The organism is Chthoniobacterales bacterium (assembly GCA_036569045.1).
Lineage (GTDB): Bacteria > Verrucomicrobiota > Verrucomicrobiia > Chthoniobacterales > JAATET01 > JAATET01.
Genome location: DATCRI010000086.1, coordinates 45,910 through 62,310 on the forward strand (window position 1 = coordinate 45,910; position 16,401 = coordinate 62,310).

At 65.8% G+C, this 16,401-nt stretch carries 16 protein-coding genes; 6 read left to right on the plus strand and 10 right to left on the minus strand.

Annotated elements, in window-relative coordinates:
• Positions 1–27: 27 nt before the first annotated feature.
• The gene (locus VIM61_15250; GenBank protein HEY8901767.1) at positions 28–1,557 is read right to left on the minus strand and encodes a family 1 glycosylhydrolase; all 1,530 of its coding nucleotides are present in this window, start codon (positions 1,555–1,557) and stop codon (positions 28–30) included.
• A gap of 115 nt (positions 1,558–1,672) precedes the next feature.
• Between VIM61_15250 and VIM61_15255 the strand changes: the two genes are divergently transcribed.
• On the plus strand, positions 1,673–2,938 hold the full coding sequence (locus tag VIM61_15255; GenBank protein ID HEY8901768.1) for a Gfo/Idh/MocA family oxidoreductase: 1,266 nt from the start codon (positions 1,673–1,675) through the stop codon (positions 2,936–2,938).
• Positions 2,939–3,035: 97 nt separating this feature from the next.
• Positions 3,036–3,659: a L,D-transpeptidase gene (locus tag VIM61_15260; GenBank protein ID HEY8901769.1), complete on the plus strand. Its 624-nt coding sequence runs from the start codon at positions 3,036–3,038 to the stop codon at positions 3,657–3,659.
• A 92-nt stretch (positions 3,660–3,751) separates the two neighbouring features.
• Here the strand turns inward: VIM61_15260 and VIM61_15265 are convergent, their stop codons facing one another.
• Positions 3,752–4,042: a hypothetical protein gene (locus tag VIM61_15265; GenBank protein HEY8901770.1), complete on the minus strand. Its 291-nt coding sequence runs from the start codon at positions 4,040–4,042 to the stop codon at positions 3,752–3,754.
• A gap of 68 nt (positions 4,043–4,110) precedes the next feature.
• The gene (locus VIM61_15270; GenBank protein ID HEY8901771.1) at positions 4,111–4,701 is read right to left on the minus strand and encodes an N-acetylmuramoyl-L-alanine amidase; all 591 of its coding nucleotides are present in this window, start codon (positions 4,699–4,701) and stop codon (positions 4,111–4,113) included.
• Positions 4,702–4,858: 157 nt separating this feature from the next.
• On the opposite strand from VIM61_15270, the gene VIM61_15275 reads away from it, so the two are divergent.
• On the plus strand, positions 4,859–5,398 hold the full coding sequence (locus tag VIM61_15275; GenBank protein HEY8901772.1) for a hypothetical protein: 540 nt from the start codon (positions 4,859–4,861) through the stop codon (positions 5,396–5,398).
• Positions 5,399–5,497: 99 nt separating this feature from the next.
• Here VIM61_15275 and VIM61_15280 read toward each other — a convergent pair whose 3' ends face one another.
• The 5 genes from VIM61_15280 to VIM61_15300 form a co-directional block, all read right to left on the minus strand.
• Positions 5,498–5,890, minus strand: coding sequence for a VOC family protein (locus tag VIM61_15280; GenBank protein HEY8901773.1), 393 nt, complete (start codon positions 5,888–5,890; stop codon positions 5,498–5,500).
• Positions 5,891–5,896: 6 nt separating this feature from the next.
• A complete protein-coding gene (locus VIM61_15285; protein ID HEY8901774.1) occupies positions 5,897–7,090 on the minus strand; it encodes a glycosyltransferase in 1,194 nt (397 codons plus the stop codon).
• Positions 7,091–7,204: 114 nt separating this feature from the next.
• Positions 7,205–7,606 (minus strand): hypothetical protein, encoded by a 402-nt coding sequence (locus tag VIM61_15290; protein ID HEY8901775.1) that lies wholly within the window; start codon positions 7,604–7,606, stop codon positions 7,205–7,207.
• Between the two features lie 49 nt (positions 7,607–7,655).
• A complete protein-coding gene (locus VIM61_15295) occupies positions 7,656–8,612 on the minus strand; it encodes a homocysteine S-methyltransferase family protein (protein ID HEY8901776.1) in 957 nt (318 codons plus the stop codon).
• A gap of 14 nt (positions 8,613–8,626) precedes the next feature.
• Positions 8,627–10,303: a hypothetical protein gene (locus tag VIM61_15300; protein ID HEY8901777.1), complete on the minus strand. Its 1,677-nt coding sequence runs from the start codon at positions 10,301–10,303 to the stop codon at positions 8,627–8,629.
• Positions 10,304–10,586: 283 nt separating this feature from the next.
• On the opposite strand from VIM61_15300, the gene VIM61_15305 reads away from it, so the two are divergent.
• On the plus strand, positions 10,587–12,428 hold the full coding sequence (locus tag VIM61_15305) for a choice-of-anchor I family protein (protein ID HEY8901778.1): 1,842 nt from the start codon (positions 10,587–10,589) through the stop codon (positions 12,426–12,428).
• A 172-nt stretch (positions 12,429–12,600) separates the two neighbouring features.
• The gene (gene moeB / locus VIM61_15310) at positions 12,601–13,752 is read left to right on the plus strand and encodes a molybdopterin-synthase adenylyltransferase MoeB (GenBank protein HEY8901779.1); all 1,152 of its coding nucleotides are present in this window, start codon (positions 12,601–12,603) and stop codon (positions 13,750–13,752) included.
• A gap of 31 nt (positions 13,753–13,783) precedes the next feature.
• Here the strand turns inward: moeB and VIM61_15315 are convergent, their stop codons facing one another.
• Together VIM61_15315 and VIM61_15320 are read right to left on the minus strand one after the other, a co-directional pair.
• Positions 13,784–14,500, minus strand: a complete 717-nt coding sequence (locus VIM61_15315) for a LytTR family DNA-binding domain-containing protein (GenBank protein ID HEY8901780.1) — start codon at positions 14,498–14,500, stop codon at positions 13,784–13,786.
• Positions 14,488–15,540, minus strand: a complete 1,053-nt coding sequence (locus VIM61_15320; GenBank protein HEY8901781.1) for a histidine kinase — start codon at positions 15,538–15,540, stop codon at positions 14,488–14,490. The genes VIM61_15315 and VIM61_15320 overlap by 13 nt, the downstream gene beginning before the upstream one ends.
• Before the next feature lie 334 nt (positions 15,541–15,874).
• Here VIM61_15320 and VIM61_15325 point away from each other — a divergent pair.
• Positions 15,875–16,401: cellulose binding domain-containing protein (locus VIM61_15325; protein HEY8901782.1), on the plus strand; the 527-nt coding region annotated here is incomplete at its 3' end.

The following is a 16,401-nucleotide window of genomic DNA, read 5'->3' on the forward strand; positions in this document are numbered from 1 at the left end:
TTGCACTCGATCCGCCCGGGCGCAACCCTAGGCCTTCGCCATGGCGGCCTCGGTTTCGGCGATCAACTTCGCGTAAGTCTCCGAAGGCCGGTCGCCAAGGTGATCGGTGACGAGACGCTCGGCGTCGTGCGCGTAATCGATCGTAAAGAGCCCGAAACGCGGCGTGTAGCTGCCCCATTCGTAGTTGTCGGTAAGCGACCAGTGCATGTAGCCGATCAGCGGGCAGCCCTCGCGGCGAATCTTGCCGACCTCGTGGATGTGCCGCCGGAGAAATTCGCTGCGCGTGTGCCGGTCGCGCCGCTCGCCGAGGTGGGAATTATCCGGCCGACGCCGATAGGCCATGCCGTTCTCCGCGATGAGCACCGGACGCTGAAACTCCTTCGCGTAATGGGTGCAGAAAAAATGCAGACCCTCGGGCAAGAGGCGCCAGTCCCACCATTTGGCGGTGAGGCTGTCCATCACCCAGGCACGCAGGTTTAGCGGCACGAACTCGAGATCGGAGAATGACGGCGGGCGAAACATGTGCGCCGCGAAGGGATCGTAATAGTCGATCCCGAGGTAATCGAACACCCGCTCGCGCGGCGACGCCGCGAGTTCGCGGAGGAAGGGCTCGAGATTCGCGTTTGTGAACGTGCTCCGCGCAATAGCGTTCAGCACGCGATGAAACTGGCGACCGAGCCAGATGGAGAATCCGCCGCGGAACGGCAGCTTCGCGGCGCGCAAGGCCCGGCGAAACGCCTCCGCCTTGCGCGCGAACAATGGCTCGAGCGCCGGCGCAGGGTGGCCCGGCTTCCATCCCCGCTCGCGCAACATGAGCAGATCGTAGATCGCCTGCTCGCTGTAATACGTGTCGCTGCAGAACGTGTTCGTCGTCACAAGCGGCTCGGCCCAGCCGTTTGCCACGTGCAGATCGTGGATCGCATTGTAGGCACGCACGTGCGCGGCGAGCAGCCGGGAAAGAGCGTCGATGCCGGCCTGCGTGCCCCGTCGTTTTCCGGGGAAGCCGGGCACGAGATACGTGTTCTGGACGAGGATGTTTGGCTCGTTGATCGTGACGTAATAGCGAATCGGCGCGACGGCGTGCGTGGCGACAAGGCGGGCATTGATGCGCTCGACGACGCGTTTCACATAGATCGCGAAGGCGTCGACGGTGCGGTCGAAATGCCAGGCGTCCACGCCCAGCCACGAGGGATGCGTGAAATGCTGGAGCGTGACCACGGGCTCGAGGCCGGCCTGGCGACAGGCGGCGATACGGTCCGCGTAGGCATCGATCGCGACGTCGTCGAACGGCGGGGCGACCTCGAGTTCCTCGAGCAAGGTTGACGGCTGGACGCGAGGCCATTCGATGCCAAGCCGGAAAGCGGTGCATCCCATGCTGCGGGCGCGGGCGAAGTCTTCCTCGTAGCGCGTCCAGAATTCCGCGGCGTGGCCGGTGCGCTGGACGGTGCCGGCGCGCTCGGCCGCCGCCCAGTTGTTCTGCGGCTCGCCGTCGCCATTGTATCCGCCCTCGCTCTGGTAGCCGGACGTCGAGACGCCCCACAGAAATTGTCCGCTCATGTCCCCTGCATTCGTAGCACGGCAGGCAACCACGCGGAGAAAACTTCCTGGCCGCCGCCGCACATCCCCTGGGTCTCCACACCCGCGTCGGCCAGTCGGCGTGCGTTTATCCGATATGGACGATGCCGATCGCCCCCTTTCCGAATCCCCCGAAGTCGGCCTGAGCCGCCGCCGCTTCCTTCACGGCGCGGCGCTCGCCAGCGCTGCGCTTGCAACGCCGACGGTGTTTGCGCAAAGCCCGCCCTCCCCCGGCCCCACGCCGGTCGGCAGTCTCTCAGGCCCGGCGGCCCCGCCTCTTGCGGGGGCCGATCCCCTCGCCCCGCCGGACAAGCAGCCGCCGCATCTCGAGATTCCGATCCCTCACCAGAGACTCGGCTGGGCCATCGTCGGCCTTGGCGAACTCGCCCTCGGTGAGATTCTTCCCGCCTTCGCGAAGAGCCAGAATTCCCGCCTTGCCGGGCTCGTGAGTGGCCACCGAAACAAGGCGAAGAAAATCGCCGACTTCTACAAACTCCCCGAGGCCTCGATCTACGGCTACATGGAGTTCGACCGCATCGCGGAGGACAAGGACATCGACGTCGTCTACATCGCATTGCCGAACTCGATGCACGCCGAGTTCACCATCCGCGCCCTCCAGGCCGGCAAACACGTGCTCTGTGAAAAACCGATGGCCTGCACCGTCGCCGAATGCGAGGCGATGATCGCCGCCGCCCAGACGGCGGGCCGCCAGCTCGGCGTGGCCTACCGCCTGCATTACGAGCCGATGAACCTGGCCGTCATGGACATGTGCCGGCGCAAGGAATTCGGCGAGATCAAGACATTCTCCGCGAGCCATTGCCAGGACGTGAAAGCGCCCAACATTCGTCTCAGCGCTCCGCTCGGCGGCGGTCCCGTCGGCGACCTCGGCATCTATTGCATCAACGCAGCCCGTTACACGATCAACGAGGAGCCGCTCGACGTGATGGCCGTCGCCACGCAGCCGCAGTCCGACTTCCGCTTCCGCGAAGTGCCGGAAAGCGTGAGCTTCCTGCTGCGCTACCCATCCGGCGTGCTCGCCGCGTGCGAGTGTTCCTTCGGCTCGGCCCGGCTTTCCCATTACCAGGTGCTTTGCTCGAAGGGCACGATCTCGATGGACCCTGCATTCTCCTACCGCGGCCTCCGGCTCCGCACGCAGCGCGAACTCTCCGCCGGTCCCGAGGAGAGCCAGCGCTTCCTCGAGCCGGTGGATCAATTCGCCGCCGAGATGGACGCCTTTTCGCGGAGCATTCAGCGCAACGATCCCTTCCCCACCCCGGGCGAAATGGGACTGCGCGACATGCGCATCGTTCTCGCCGTCCTCGAGTCGGCCCGTCTCGGGGGCCAGCCCGTGAAGGTCGCCTGACGATCGGCCCGACCCGGCGGCGATCCTTGGCAAACGCGCACTTGCGCTCCCGCGGCACTTGTCGCACCCTGCCGACCATCGCCGCAAAAGACCGTTCATGAAATTCTCGCCATCCCGTCTTCTTTCCCCGGCCGCCCTGGCCGTCGTCGCTCTCGCCCTCGGCGCCTGCGCCACCGTGGAGCCCTCCGGCCACCGCACGTCCTTCACTTACGATCCCGCCGTCACCCCGGCGAAGAATCCGCACAACATCAGGCTCGCGCTCAGCACAAGCGCCCAGCGTCTCTACGTCGTCGAGAACGGCACCGTCCTCCTCGCCACCCCGGTGTCCGTCGGCAAGCCTTCCGATCCGACCCCGCACGGAAACTTCACGATCTACTCGAAGCAGGCGACGAAGCGCCGCGTAAGCGAGCCCGGTTCCGGTTACCCGATGACCTACTGGATGGAATTCAAGTCCGCCTACGGCATCCACTGGGGTTTTGTGAAGCCCGTGCCCTGCACGCACGGCTGCGTGCGCACGCCGCTGAAGGCCGTGAAGAAGATCTACGCGATGATCCCGGTCGGCACGCCGATCAACATCTCCACCACGCAACCGTGGGATGCCACCATCGGCAAGCAACTGCCCGTCCTCGACGACAGCCGTCTGCCTGATCCGCCGATGGCTTACCTGCTCAGCCCAAAAGTCTTCGCCGACGCGCAGCAGGGCAAGATGTGGAACTTCTAGGCGATCGCACGATCGACTTGGAAAACCCTTCCCAATCGGCCGCCGTGGAAACCTCCCGGCGGCCGATTTTCTTTTTCACGGCGGTCCCGGCCTCAGGATTCGAGCACCGGGTGGTGCAGCGCAGGGTGGTGGCTGTGCATCTCGAAGATGTCGACCGAGTCCGGCGTCGTGAAGTCGAGCTGGCCCGCCTCGCGCTCGAGCTTCGTGCAGGAATTCTCCGCAGCTTCCGCCTGGGCGTTGAGGAGCCTGGCGAGCAGGCGGAACCCCTCCGGCGAGCCGGACAGATAAATGGCCCGTTTGCCGGAGTAAGTCGCGCCCGTCAGGATGCGCAGCGCGCTGGAAACATTCGCGTGGTCGGTGAGGATTTGATGGGACGTATTCATGGGGAAGGTTCGTTTGCCAAACTTTCGCCCAAGATTCGCCGTGCGAAAGCGGTTTTCCGACGCTTCCTTCAGAGGGCGCGATATTGCAGGATGCCCCTGGCAATCTGCGTGGCCAGCGCCTGCCGGTAATCCTTGCTCCGGGCCAGCGCGGTATCCTGCGGATTCGTGAGGAAGCCGCACTCCACGAGGGCGGAAACGAGCTTGTTCTTGCGCAGCACGTAGAACGTCGCGGGCTTCACGCCGCGATTCTCGCCCTTCGTCGTTGTCATCGCGCATCGTTGGATGCAGCGCGCGAGCACCGCCCCTTTCGAGGAGTTGTAGAATGCCTCGATGCCACACGCCCCCCGCCGCAGGCCCGAGTTGAAGTGAATGCTCACGAAGATCGCATTCCGCTGGGCGTTTGCGATTGCCACCCGCTGCGGCAGCGGGACGAACACGTCGGACGAACGCGTCATCACCGTGCGCAGCCCCGCCCGCTTCAGGCACGCCTGCACCCGCAGGGCCACGTCCAGGGCCACGTTCTTCTCGGGAATGATGTTCGAGGGAATGCCGCCGGCATCGTGCCCGCCATGCCCCGCATCGATCACCACGGTCGAGAAGGCGGCGCGGCCGCTCGCGGCCATCGCAAGGAGGTAAATCGCGAACAAAAACGACCTCATCAGCATGAGAGCGTTTGTAACGCTTTTCGGGATGAACGGCAGCCTTCTTTGCGACCAATTTCCGTTCATCACTCTCGCCGTTCGACCGCGAAAGACGACCTATGAATCTGAATTATTCATATTGCGAATCGTCCAGGAATTTGCATTAAATGGCCTCATGAAAAACCTACTGGCAAAACCCCTTGTTTGCGCGACGATCGCCACCCTTCTCTGCTCGCCGGCAGCCCTCGCGAAGAGCAACCAACTGTTTGCGTTCGCCGGGAACTATTCCGGCCTCGTCAGCCTCGCGTCTCCCGGCGGCACCAGCGCCGGCACGGCTGTCGTCGTCATCAAAGTGCCGAAAAACGGAAAGTCGGCTTTCATCAGCTATGCCGCGACGATCGACTCCGGCGGGTCGACCTCGGTGCTCCCGGCCGACTTCACGCTGGCCAAGAATAAAACCATGTCGACGACGGACCTCGGCATCGGCATTGCCGGCACAAACAACGCCCACCCCGGCACCGGCAACTGGTCCCAGAAAAAGCGGAAGCTCACGATGTTTGCCACCAACGGCGACATGAATCTCACTGGCATCGGCGTCGTGAAAGATTCGCGCAAGAAACGGAAACTCACCCTCACCCTCGTGTCGTCCGATGCCGGCGGCTCGAATGTCTTCACGACCGTTCTCAGTGCGAAGAAGCCGAAGGTGAACAAGTAACCTTCGCAAAAGCTCCCGCCCCTCTTCCGGTCGATCGCCGGCCGGAAGAGCGCCCGATCCAACGGGAGCCTTCTCCGGATCCGTCGATCCGGAAACCTTTCACAGGACCTGACCGAAGCTCACGTCGTAGCCGTCGAGATCCTGGATCCCAAACTCCCGGCAGCCGTAGGGCTGGGTGCAGGGGCCGTAGTCGATCGTGGCGCCCCGGGAGACGAACTCCGCGTGGAGGGCGTCGGCATCCGAGACCCAGAAATAGGCCTGGCAGAGCTTGGGCGAGACGGTCCAATGCGGGACGACGTGGGCCGGATTCTCGGCCTGCTTGAGCATGAGATACATGCCGTCGCGATGCAGGATCACGAAGGACGGCGGTTCGCCGTAAAATTCGTCATCCGCAAAACCGAGCGCATCCCGGTAGTGCGCCGCCGCGGCGAAGACGTCCCGCACGAGAAAGACCGGCGCGCTGGCGGTGAGCTTCGGTGTTTGCGGATTCATCGCGGATCAGCCTTCGGAGACGGCCTCTCGCATTTTCTTCTCCTCCTTGCGGGAGATGCGGCGTGGCTCGGGCTGGAGCTCGTAAAGGACGGCGTCGGCGACGGTGCGAGCCGCGGCGGGACGTCCGAGGCGACGACAATTCGCGGCCATGTAGGCAAGACGCTCGGGATCGTTGAGGAGCGTCGAAAGCTTGTGCGCGAGGAGCGTGACCTCGGTGCATTTGATGGCGGCGCCGTTCTCGAGCAGCATGTCGGCATTGCGTTCCTCCTGCCCGCCGATGGGATCGAGAATCACCATGGGCAGCCCGCTCGCTAGGGCTTCGGCGGTCGTGAGGCCGCCCGGTTTCGTGAGGATGAGTGTGGCGATGCCCATCAGCTCGCGCATCTCGGTCGTATAGCCGAGGACGTGAAAGCGCCCGCGATCGTCCGAGGTCATCTCGGCGATCTGGTTCTTCAGGTCTTCGTTGCGGCCGCAGATCACGACGACCTGGAAAGCCGCGTCGGCGTCCGTCATGCCGAGCAGGCGCTTGACGACCGCCGCTGCGGGGCTGAGACCGAGCGTGCCACCGGCCAGGAGAAGCACGGGACGGGCGGGATCGAGTCCATGCCGGGCGAAAACGGCGTCGCGATCGACGGATTGCTCGAAGGCGGGATCGATCGGGATTCCCGAGACCGTGATGCGGTCGGCGGGAAGGCCGAGCGCCTCCATGTGGATCTTGTCCTCGTCCTGCGAGACGAAGTAATGATGGAACGCGCGGGCAAGCCACATCGCGTGAAAGTGATAGTCGGTCACGACGATCGAGAGCTTCGTCTCGACGGTCTTGCGGCGCAGCAAGTGCGCGATCACCCCCGCCGGCATGAAATGCGTGCAGATGATGTGGTCCGGATGGAAGTCCTTGATGAGGCTGATGAGCGGCTGGGCCTGGGCGAGATCGAGCAGCACGCGCACGCGATCGGTCGCCCACGGATCGTCGCTCGTCTCATACCACCAGCCGAGGAAGTGCGGGGTGACCTCCGACAGCCGCTTGTAGAGGCCCGAGTAAAACTGCTTGTGGAGGGGATTCGTGTGATCGAGCGAATCGTCGGAAAGAACTTCTCCCACTTCGGGATGGGCGCGGAATGCGCGATCGAGGGCGTCGGCTGCCTTCATGTGGCCGGAGCCCACCGAGGCCGAAAGGATCATGACACGCTTCTTCTCCATGGAGGGGATGCCCTCCAAAGTGGCGCGTCCGAGCCTGCGGCGCGAGGGAGAAATGCGGCGAACGTGGGGTCGGCCTCGGAAAATGTGACTCCGCCGATCAGGCCAGGCCATCGTCTACCCGACCGTCGCACGCTTTTGCCGCAGGCGCTCCGCCCAGCCCGCGAAGCCGCCCTCGATGCCATCGGCGGCGATGCCATTGTCCACCGCGATGCCGCATGCCCACTCGGCCAGCTCGAGCTGGCCTTCCTGCTCGTAATTCCGCGCCAGCACGCGGAGGATCTCGCCGTGGGGCTTCACGCCGGGGCCGAAGGGCTCGGGATCCTTGTAGAATGCGTCGACGTAGACCTCGCTGAGGAAGCGGGCCATCGTGGGCCGGGCGCGCTGCATCACTTCGACGGCGCGCACGAAGAACTCGCCGCGCTCGGCCGGGTCCTCGAGCTTCTCGATCGCCGCAAGCACCGCCTCGCGGCTGCCGCGCCGCCAGAGCCAGTCCAACCGCTCGCGTTGTGCATCCATCACCCTGCAAGCCTCCTACCAGAAAGGCGCGGCCCGGCCAAGCGCCCACTTAGCCGTCGGCGGACGCGCGCCGGCACGCGAGCAGGATGGCCTCGACGTGGCGATGGTCCGTGCCGCAGCAGCCGCCGAGCACGGTGACGTGCGGCATTTTTCGGAGCAGGTCGCGATGGCGGCAGCCGAGATCGGCGGGATCGCCCTCGTCGAGATCGGGAGCATCGTTGAGCTCGGCGTGGCTGCGCATCGAGGAGTTTGCGCGGATGCCCCGGATGCGGCGCAGCCACGGTTCGCCCGCCGTCAGAGCGGCCTCGAAATGCACGGGGTGCGCGCAGTTGATCATGTAATACGCGGGCGGCGCGCTGGTGGCGGCGTCCACGGTTTCGATGGCCTCGCGGAGCGTCAGGCCGCCGGGCAGCCGGCCGTCGGTCTCGAGAGTGAAGGAGATCACCGCCGGGATGTCCAGTGCCTCCGCGGCCCGGGCGATGCCGACAGCCTCCTCGATGTAGTTCATGGTAAACGCGCTCACGAGGTCCGCCCCGGCGTCGCGCAGCGTGCGGACCTGCGCCGTGTGGTAGCGCGCCGCCTCGTCGGCATTCATCAGCGCGGAGGGGGCATAGCCGTCGCCGCGCGGCCCGACGCAGCCGCTGACGACGATCGGCGTCGCGGCGGTCTCGAATTCCTCGCGAACCTCGTGCATGAGGCCGATGCCCTGGCGGTTGGCCTCCGCCAGCGTTTCCGGCGTGTAGCCGAGCTGCGCGCCCCAATCGGGGTTCGCCCGCCAGGTCGGGCTCTCGAGCACGAAGCCCACGCCGTGCCGCCGCGCGAGGCCGGCATAGGTGCGGTAATATTTCCGCAAGGCCGCGCGGCCCTCCGATGTGGCGAGCAGGGTGAAGCCCGCAAAGAGCGGCAGATCGATGCCCTCGTGAAAAATGAGGGTTGTTTCCATGCCGCCGTCGGTGAGGAAAAGGTCGCCGGAGAGTTGGGGAAGGGTCTGTCGGGATGCAATCATTGGTGTTGGTGAATTCACCCTGTGGGCGTGAGTTCGCCCCTCACATTGTGAGGCGGCGCGTGGACCTGCCATTCGACGGCGCGCTCGGGCCGGTAGGAGCAGAAAGCGCCGATGCGGATGGAGTTCGCCAGATGCCGGGCCAGCGCGGGATACACCGCCTCGAGCTTTCGGATCGCGCTCCGGATGCGCCACGTCACCGCGGTGCGCGCCTTCTCCGCGGAATCGCCCGCCTTGCGGAGCCGTCCGCCGAGCCCGGTGGCCCGCTTGATCTCGCGCTCCAGCTCATCGCGCTCCTCCTCGAAGCGACTGGCGCGCGCGGCGTCGCCGGCCTCCCCGGCCTCGGCGAGGTCGGCCTCGATCTCCCGCAGTCGCGCGCGGTAGGCGCGACGCGCCTCTTCGTCGATGATCTCGACCCCGGCGGAGCGGACCGCTTCACCGGCCAGATCCACGCTGGCCACTTCGTCCCCGGCCCGCGCCAGCAGGCGCGCGATGTCGAGGAACCCGCGCAGCTCCGGCATCTGCGCGACCTGGTGCTCGAAGGCAAGCGTCCACAACGTCCCCTCGCGGCGGAAGACATTCGCGATCGGCCAGGTGAGCACTGCGGGCCGCTCCGGGGCGACGGCCGCGCCCTCCTCGAGCCCCGCGAGCCGCAGCCCCTCCGCGAGGTGCGCGATGTCCTCGTCGCGCCGGTAGGGATTCACATGCAGGATCCAGCGGAACAGCTCTCCGGAGCCGGCCTCGGCGCCGCAGAGGATCCGGCGGCGGAAGTCCTCGCGAAACTCCTCGAGGAAGGCTGTCGCGCGCTCCCGGTCGCCAAGATACGCGCACGCGGCCGCCCGGAAGACCGGCACATCGACGACCATCTGCGGCGGTGTTCTCGCGGCGACGGCGAGGAACTCCTCGTAGCGCCGCAGCGGGAAAAGCGGCGGCGCCGCGTAGCAGTAATACCACGCCGGACCGAGCGGATTCAGTGCGAGCGCCCGCTCCGCCAGCTCCCGGCCGAGTTCGGGACTCCCCTGGAAAGTCTGGCAGCTCGCGAGCTGCACGAGCAGCCCGGCGTCGTTCGGCGCCAGCCGCAGGGCGCGGTCGAAACGCGCGCCCGCCCGGTCGAACTCGCGACGGTATTGCTCGATGCGGCCAAGGATGAGCTGCACGGCCGCATCGTCCGCGTCCAGCGCCTCGGCCTGCCGCGCGTAGTCGTAAGCGAGCTTCTCCTTCTCCTCCCAGCGGCCCCAGACCTGGCAGCTCCATTCGTTGAAATGAGAAAGCGAGAGCCCACCCAGCGCCCGGGCGCAATGCGGGTCCGCCTCGAGCGCGCGCTCGAAGAACCGTCGCCCCTCCTCGTCCGCGTCGCCGATGCCGCGCTGCAGGCATTCCATGCCGCGCAACCAGCATTCGTAGGCAGCAAGCGTCGTGATTCGCCGGCGGCGGGCCGCCCCGAGCAGCGACTGGTCGATCTGGCCGGCCAGGGCATTCGCCACTTTCGCGGCGATCTCGTCGTGCGTTTCGGGGAGATTCCCGCCGTCATAACGCCCGGCCCAAAGGTGGCGGCCGCTCGCCGCCTCGATCAACTGCGCGGCGATCCGCAGCGTTCCGCCCATCCGCCGCACGCTGCCTTTCAGTAAATATCCCGCCCCGAGCCGGCGGCCGAGCGCCGCGTCGTCGAGCGCCTCCTCCCCGGCCGCGAACACCGAGTGCCGCGATCACGCCGAAGGCGGGGAAACGCGCCATCTCGGCAATAAGATCGTGCAGGAAGCCTGTCGCCAGTCGCGCATCCTCCGGCAGGCCGGAGAGATTCTCGAAGGGCAGCAAGGCCAGCGTGACGTTCGGTCGCCTCATGGTGGACAACGTCCTCGCTACCGAAAAGGACCGCCAGGGAAAAGCCGACGGTGACTTTCCGCACGCCCCCGCCGCCATGTCACGAAGTTGTCGCCAGGTTGTGCGCTCCGGCGATGACGGGCAATTCCGCTGCGCATGAAATCTTCCCGTTTCCTTTTCACCGCCGCGTTTCTTGGCGCCGCCGCGACCTCCCCTGCCCAAAGCCTCGAGTTCCTGACGCAGACCTCCGTTCCCACTGGCGCGGAGATTCTTTCCTTTTCCAAGGACGAGAACACCGTCGCCTCCACCGTGGGGTCGGCCGGCGTGCAGCTCTTCACGCTCAATGCCGACGGCAGCCTCACCGCCCGCGGCGGCGTGCTCTCCTACGCCGCGGAGTTCTCGAGCGCCCTCGGCGCGGTAAGTTCCGTCGCGCTCGACCCGCTGGGCCGTGGGTTCGGCGTCGCCTCCCTCATCCCGACGGCGAATGGCACGACCGCGGGCCGCGTCGCCTTCTTCAACTACCGCGCCGGCTCGGTCGCCTCGATCGTCACGCTCGACGTGGGCTTCCATCCGGACAACGTCTCGTTCTCGCGCGATGGCAAAAAGGTCTTCGTCGCGAACGAGGGAGAATTCACCACCGGCGGCGCGACGGACGCCCCGGGCTCCGTGAGCGTGATCGACCTCTCCGGCGTCACCAACCTCGCCAGCGTGGCCACGCTCACGAACGCGAACGTCAACACGATCGACTTCCAGGCCGCAAACCTCGCGACCGGCGTGACGCTCGACGCGCTGCGCTTTAACGACAACTCCGCCGGCGCGATCGCGAATCGTTTCCGCCACGTCGAGCCGGAATACATCACCGAGGGCGACGGCAAAATTTATGTGACCCTGCAGGAAAACAACGCCATCGCGGAGCTTTCGCTCACCGGCGCGAACGCGAACAAATGGACCGCGATCCATCCGCTCGGCACGATCACGCAGACCATCGACGCCTCCGACAAGGACGGCGCCGGCGGCACGGCCCTCGCCCTCGTGGACGATGTCGTGAAAGGCATGCCCATGCCCGACACGATGGCGTCGTTCACGGCCGGCGGCACGCGATTCCTCGTCACCGCGAACGAAGGCGACTTCCGCGTGGATGACGGCGACCGCATCCGAGTGAAGGATTTCACAGGAGTGGAGGCAGGCGTCACGATCGACCGGACAGACGCCGCGTTCGGCCGCCTGCGGGTGCTGAAGGACGTCAGCGATCCCGATGGCGATGGCCTGCTCGACGAACCCGTCATGCCCGGCACCCGATCGTTCTCGATCTGGAATGCCACCACCGGTGCGCTCGTGAAGGACTCCGGCAGCCTCGAGCCGCTTTTGCTCACGCTCGATCCCACCCGGCACAACATCAACGCCGAGTCCGGCACCGCCGTCTTGGACGCGCGCTCGCCGGACAAGGGCCCCGAACCCGAGGCCATCGCCACCGGCGACATCAACGGCCACCGCTACCTCTTCGTCGGCCTCGAGCGGCAGGACGGCCTGCTGATGTTCGACGCAACAAACCCCGCCGAACCGACCCACGTCGCTTACGTGAATAATTTTGCCGAAGGCCTCATCGCGCCGGAGTGCATCCTCTTCATCAAGGGCGCGGACAATCCCACCGGCGAGGCCCTGCTACTCGTCGGCTACGAGATCAGCGGAACGATCGGCGCCTACAAAGTCACCGGAGCTCCCGCGAAGGCGGAGCCTGCGACCCCCGTCCCGCCCACCCTCGGCCTTAAGAAAAAGCTCGCGGTCGATGAGGCCGAAGACACCGCGCGGGTGAAAGGCCGGGCCTCCGCCGACACCGTTCGCGTGCTCGTGAACGGCAAGCGCGCCCGCGGCACGACAAAGTGGCGCCTCACCGTCAAATTCCCACTCGGCAAGGACAAGCTGCGCCTGCGCGTCGTCGCCTACGCCGCCGACGGCACAGCTTCGGCGCCCTCGTTCATCACGCTGCATCGCCGTTAAGCCTTCCGAGCCATCTTTTCCGCGGGGCGTTCTTTCGAGGGCGCCCCGCTTTTTTTTTTTGCGCCGCGTCATATCCCCGCCGGCCACTTGCATCGCCCCGGCTTCGCCGCTAAGGTCGTCCGCTCGACTTATGAGCATTCCGAGCATTATTGACCCGTCCCGACTGGAAGGACTGGAGCTGAACAACGACGAAGTGGCCCGCTACTCGCGCCATCTCATCATGCCCGAGGTCACGCTCGCCGGTCAGAAGAAACTCAAGGCCGCGAAGGTCCTTTGCATCGGCACCGGCGGCCTCGGCTCGCCCATCGCCCTTTACCTCGCCGCCGCCGGCGTCGGCACGCTCGGCCTCGTCGATTTCGACACCGTCGATTTCTCGAACCTCCAGCGCCAGATCCTCCACGGCACGAAGGATGTCGGCCGCAAGAAGATCAACAGCGCCCGCGACCGCATCAAGGACGTGAACCCGAACGTCCAGGTAAACCTGCACGACGCCTTCTTCACGAGCGAGAACGCCCGCGAGATCGTCGAGCAATACGACATCGTGATCGACGGCACGGACAATTTTCCGACGCGTTATCTTTCCAACGACATCTGCGTCTTTCTCAAGAAGCCGAACATCTACGGCTCCATCTTCCGATTCGACGGCCAGGTCACGGTCTTCGCTCCGCACCTCGGCGGTCCGTGCTATCGCTGCCTGTATCCTGAGTCGCCGCCGCCGGGCATGGTCCCGAGCTGCGCCGAGGGCGGCGTGCTGGGCGTGCTGCCAGGCATCATCGGCGTCATTCAAGCCATCGAAGCGGTCAAGCTCATCGTCGGCATCGGCGAGCCGCTCATCGGCCGCCTGCTCCATTTCGACGCGCTCAAGATGAAATTCCGCGAGTTCAAGGTGCGCAAGGATCCCAAGTGCCCCGTGTGCTCCGAGAATCCGACCATCACCGAGCTCATCGACTACGACACCTTCTGCGGCATCCCGCAGGCCGCCGCGGCGGAAGAAGCCGAACCACCCGTGCCGGAGATCTCCGTGGAGGAACTCAAGCGCAGGCAGGACGCCGGCGAGAAATTCGTCCTCCTCGACGTGCGCGAACCCTACGAATACGACATCGCCCGCATCCCCGGATCGAAATTGATCCCGCTCGGCGAGCTGCACGCACGCCTGAGCGAACTCGACACGGCGGACGAGATCGTCATCCACTGCAAGAGCGGCTATCGCAGCGCCAATGCCCTGCGCGAGCTGCAGGGTGCCGGCTTCGCGAAGGTCTGGAATGTCGAAGGCGGCATCCTCGCCTGGGCCGACCGCGTCGACCCGAGCGTCGCGAAATACTAGGCCCCGCTTCCAGAAGCTCACAGCGGGAAGATCAGCCGAGCGCTTCCCGCAACCGGGCCTGCGCGGCGCGGCCGAGGGCGACCGGCTCCGGACAACCCGCGAGCCAGACGTGCTCCTCGTCGCGCGACATCCGCTGGGTGCGTTGAATGGCGCCGACATTGAGGATGAGCGACCGGCTCACGCGCACGAACGGCGGCGTCGGCAAAGTGCGCTCGTAGGCGCTCAGCGTCTGACAAATCATCAGCGGGGCCTCACCCGCGATAGAGAAGCGCGTGAAGTCGCCGTCCGCCTCGAGCGCGGCGACTTTTTCGAGCGTCGCCACGACCGTTCGCCCCGGGGAGCGCAGGCAGATGCGGTCGCTCGCGAGAAAGGATGGCCCGGCCGTCTCGTTCAATCCGCACGCCTCGCGGAGCCGGCTCACCGCCTGGGCCAGCCTTTGTGCGCGCACCGGCTTCAGCAAATAGTCCACGGCTTCCACCTCGAAGGCACGGATCGCGTGCTCGGAATACGCCGTGACGAACACGACCTTCGGCGGCTGGCCGCGGCCGCGAAGAAACGCGAAGCCGTCCTCGCCCGGCATACGGATGTCGAGAAACACGGCGTGGGGATTCGTGCGCGCACAGGCCTCGCGGGCCGCGGCGACATCGCCGGCCTCTGCGACCACTTCCACGCCCCCGATTTCGAGCAGCGATTGCCGCAGCGCCTGCCGCGCCAGCGGTTCGTCGTCCGCAAGGATCACGCGGAGCACGGCTCTCCCTCCAGGCGTAGTTCCGCGGTGACGATCCCGTTCATCTGGCTCAATTCGAATTCCGCCCGGCCGGGATAATGAAACTCCAGTCGACGCCGCAACGTCTCGAGCCCCACGCCCTCGACGACCTCGAGGCTCTCCGGCAGACGCCCGGGATTACTGACGGATATCGTGAGCCGGTCGCCCTTGCAGCCCGCGTAGATCCGGATCGCGCAGCGCTCGGCCAGCAGGCCGTGCTTCACCGCATTCTCCACGAGCGGCTGGAGCAGAAAACTCGGCACGAGCCGGCGACGGGCGTCGAGTTCCGCCCCCACACTGGTCTCCATCCGCTCGCCGAAGCGCGCCTGCTCGATGCGGAGATAGGCGGCGACGGCGTCGAGTTCCGAGGCCAGGGGCGCGAGCACGCTGTGCCGATGCTCGAGCGAATAGCGCAGGTAATCGGAGAGCTCATGCACCATCTCTCGCGCCGCCTCGGGATGGATCGGAATTTCCGAAGCGATCCCGTTGAGCGAATTGAAGAGAAAATGCGGGTCGAGCTGGGCGCGGAGGAGTTGCAGTTCCATGCGCTGCGCCGATTCCGTGGCCGATTGCGCCCGCGCGGCTTCGCCAAGGGCGCGAGCCCGCGTCTGCAGCCCGAAGTAAACGAGACTCCACGCCAGATACACGAGCGAGATGAAGATGATGCGAAAAAGCCACTCCTCGCGTGGCGTCCAGCCGGGGCTGTGCCAGCCGGTCATCTCGACGAAACCTCGCGAAATCGCCGCCTGGGAGAAGCCGGCGGCGAGGCTCAGCGCCACCATCCACACCGCAGTGCGAAAGCGAAAGGGATCCGCCAGCGTGGGCCGCCGATAGATTCCGTAGAGCACCAGAGAGAACAGGAACGCCAGCGGCTCCTGCATTAGCGTCAGCCCGAGCGCGCGACCGAAGTCCTCGAAAGTGACGTAGCGCACGACAAACTCGAAGGCGCCGAAGATCAGCCAGATGACGATGTTGATCTTCCAGAACGAAACGGAAAACCATCGATCGAGCCGGGATTGCACGCCCGCATCGTGCGAATCGCGCGGCGCAGGGTCAACACCGCAAAGTCTTCCGCGCGGCGGGTTCAACGACTTTCCGGCCCGATTCGCCGAGTGCGGCGCGACAACCGGGAATTTGCCGGCAAATCGTAGAGTCCGCCATCCGCACCGATGCCCGATTTCCGTCTTCTGCCCTCCACGCGCGCTCGACAGCGCGAAAAACGCCCCGATCTCGCCGGCCCGAGGGAATTCATTTCCTACCGGGAAGGACAATTCTTTCAATCATGGCTTTCGTAACCTATCGTCGCCGCACCATCGAAAAATCGATTCCGGGTCCTTTTCTCTCACCGATCATTCCATGAAAACGCTTTTCCTTGCCGCGCTTCTCCTTGCCTTCCCGTTTGCGGCCTCCGCCCAGAGCGCCGCAAACACGACCTACCAGACAAGTCAGGTGCGCGTGACCTTCACGGTCTCCGGCGACTGGGGTAGCGGCTTCCAGGGCGACGTCACGATCGACAATCTGACCAGCACCCCCATCCCGAACTGGCAGCTTTCCTTCCAAATGCCGCGCACCGTCTCGTCGATCTGGAACGCGCGAGTCGTCTCCCGTGTCGGCGAGGTCTACACCTTCGACGCCCAGCCCTATTCCTGGAACCAGTCGATCCCCGCCGGCGGCCGGGTTAGCTTCGGATTCACCGGAGCCCCCGGGGCGCTGACCGCCCCGCCCACCGGCTTCGCCTTCCAATCCGGGGCATCGACCCCGACCCCGACTCCGACCCCGACTCCGACTCCGACTCCGACTCCGACTCCGACTCCGACTCCCACTCCCACTCCCACTCCCACTCCCACTCCCACTCCCACTCCCACTCCCACTCCCACTCCCAC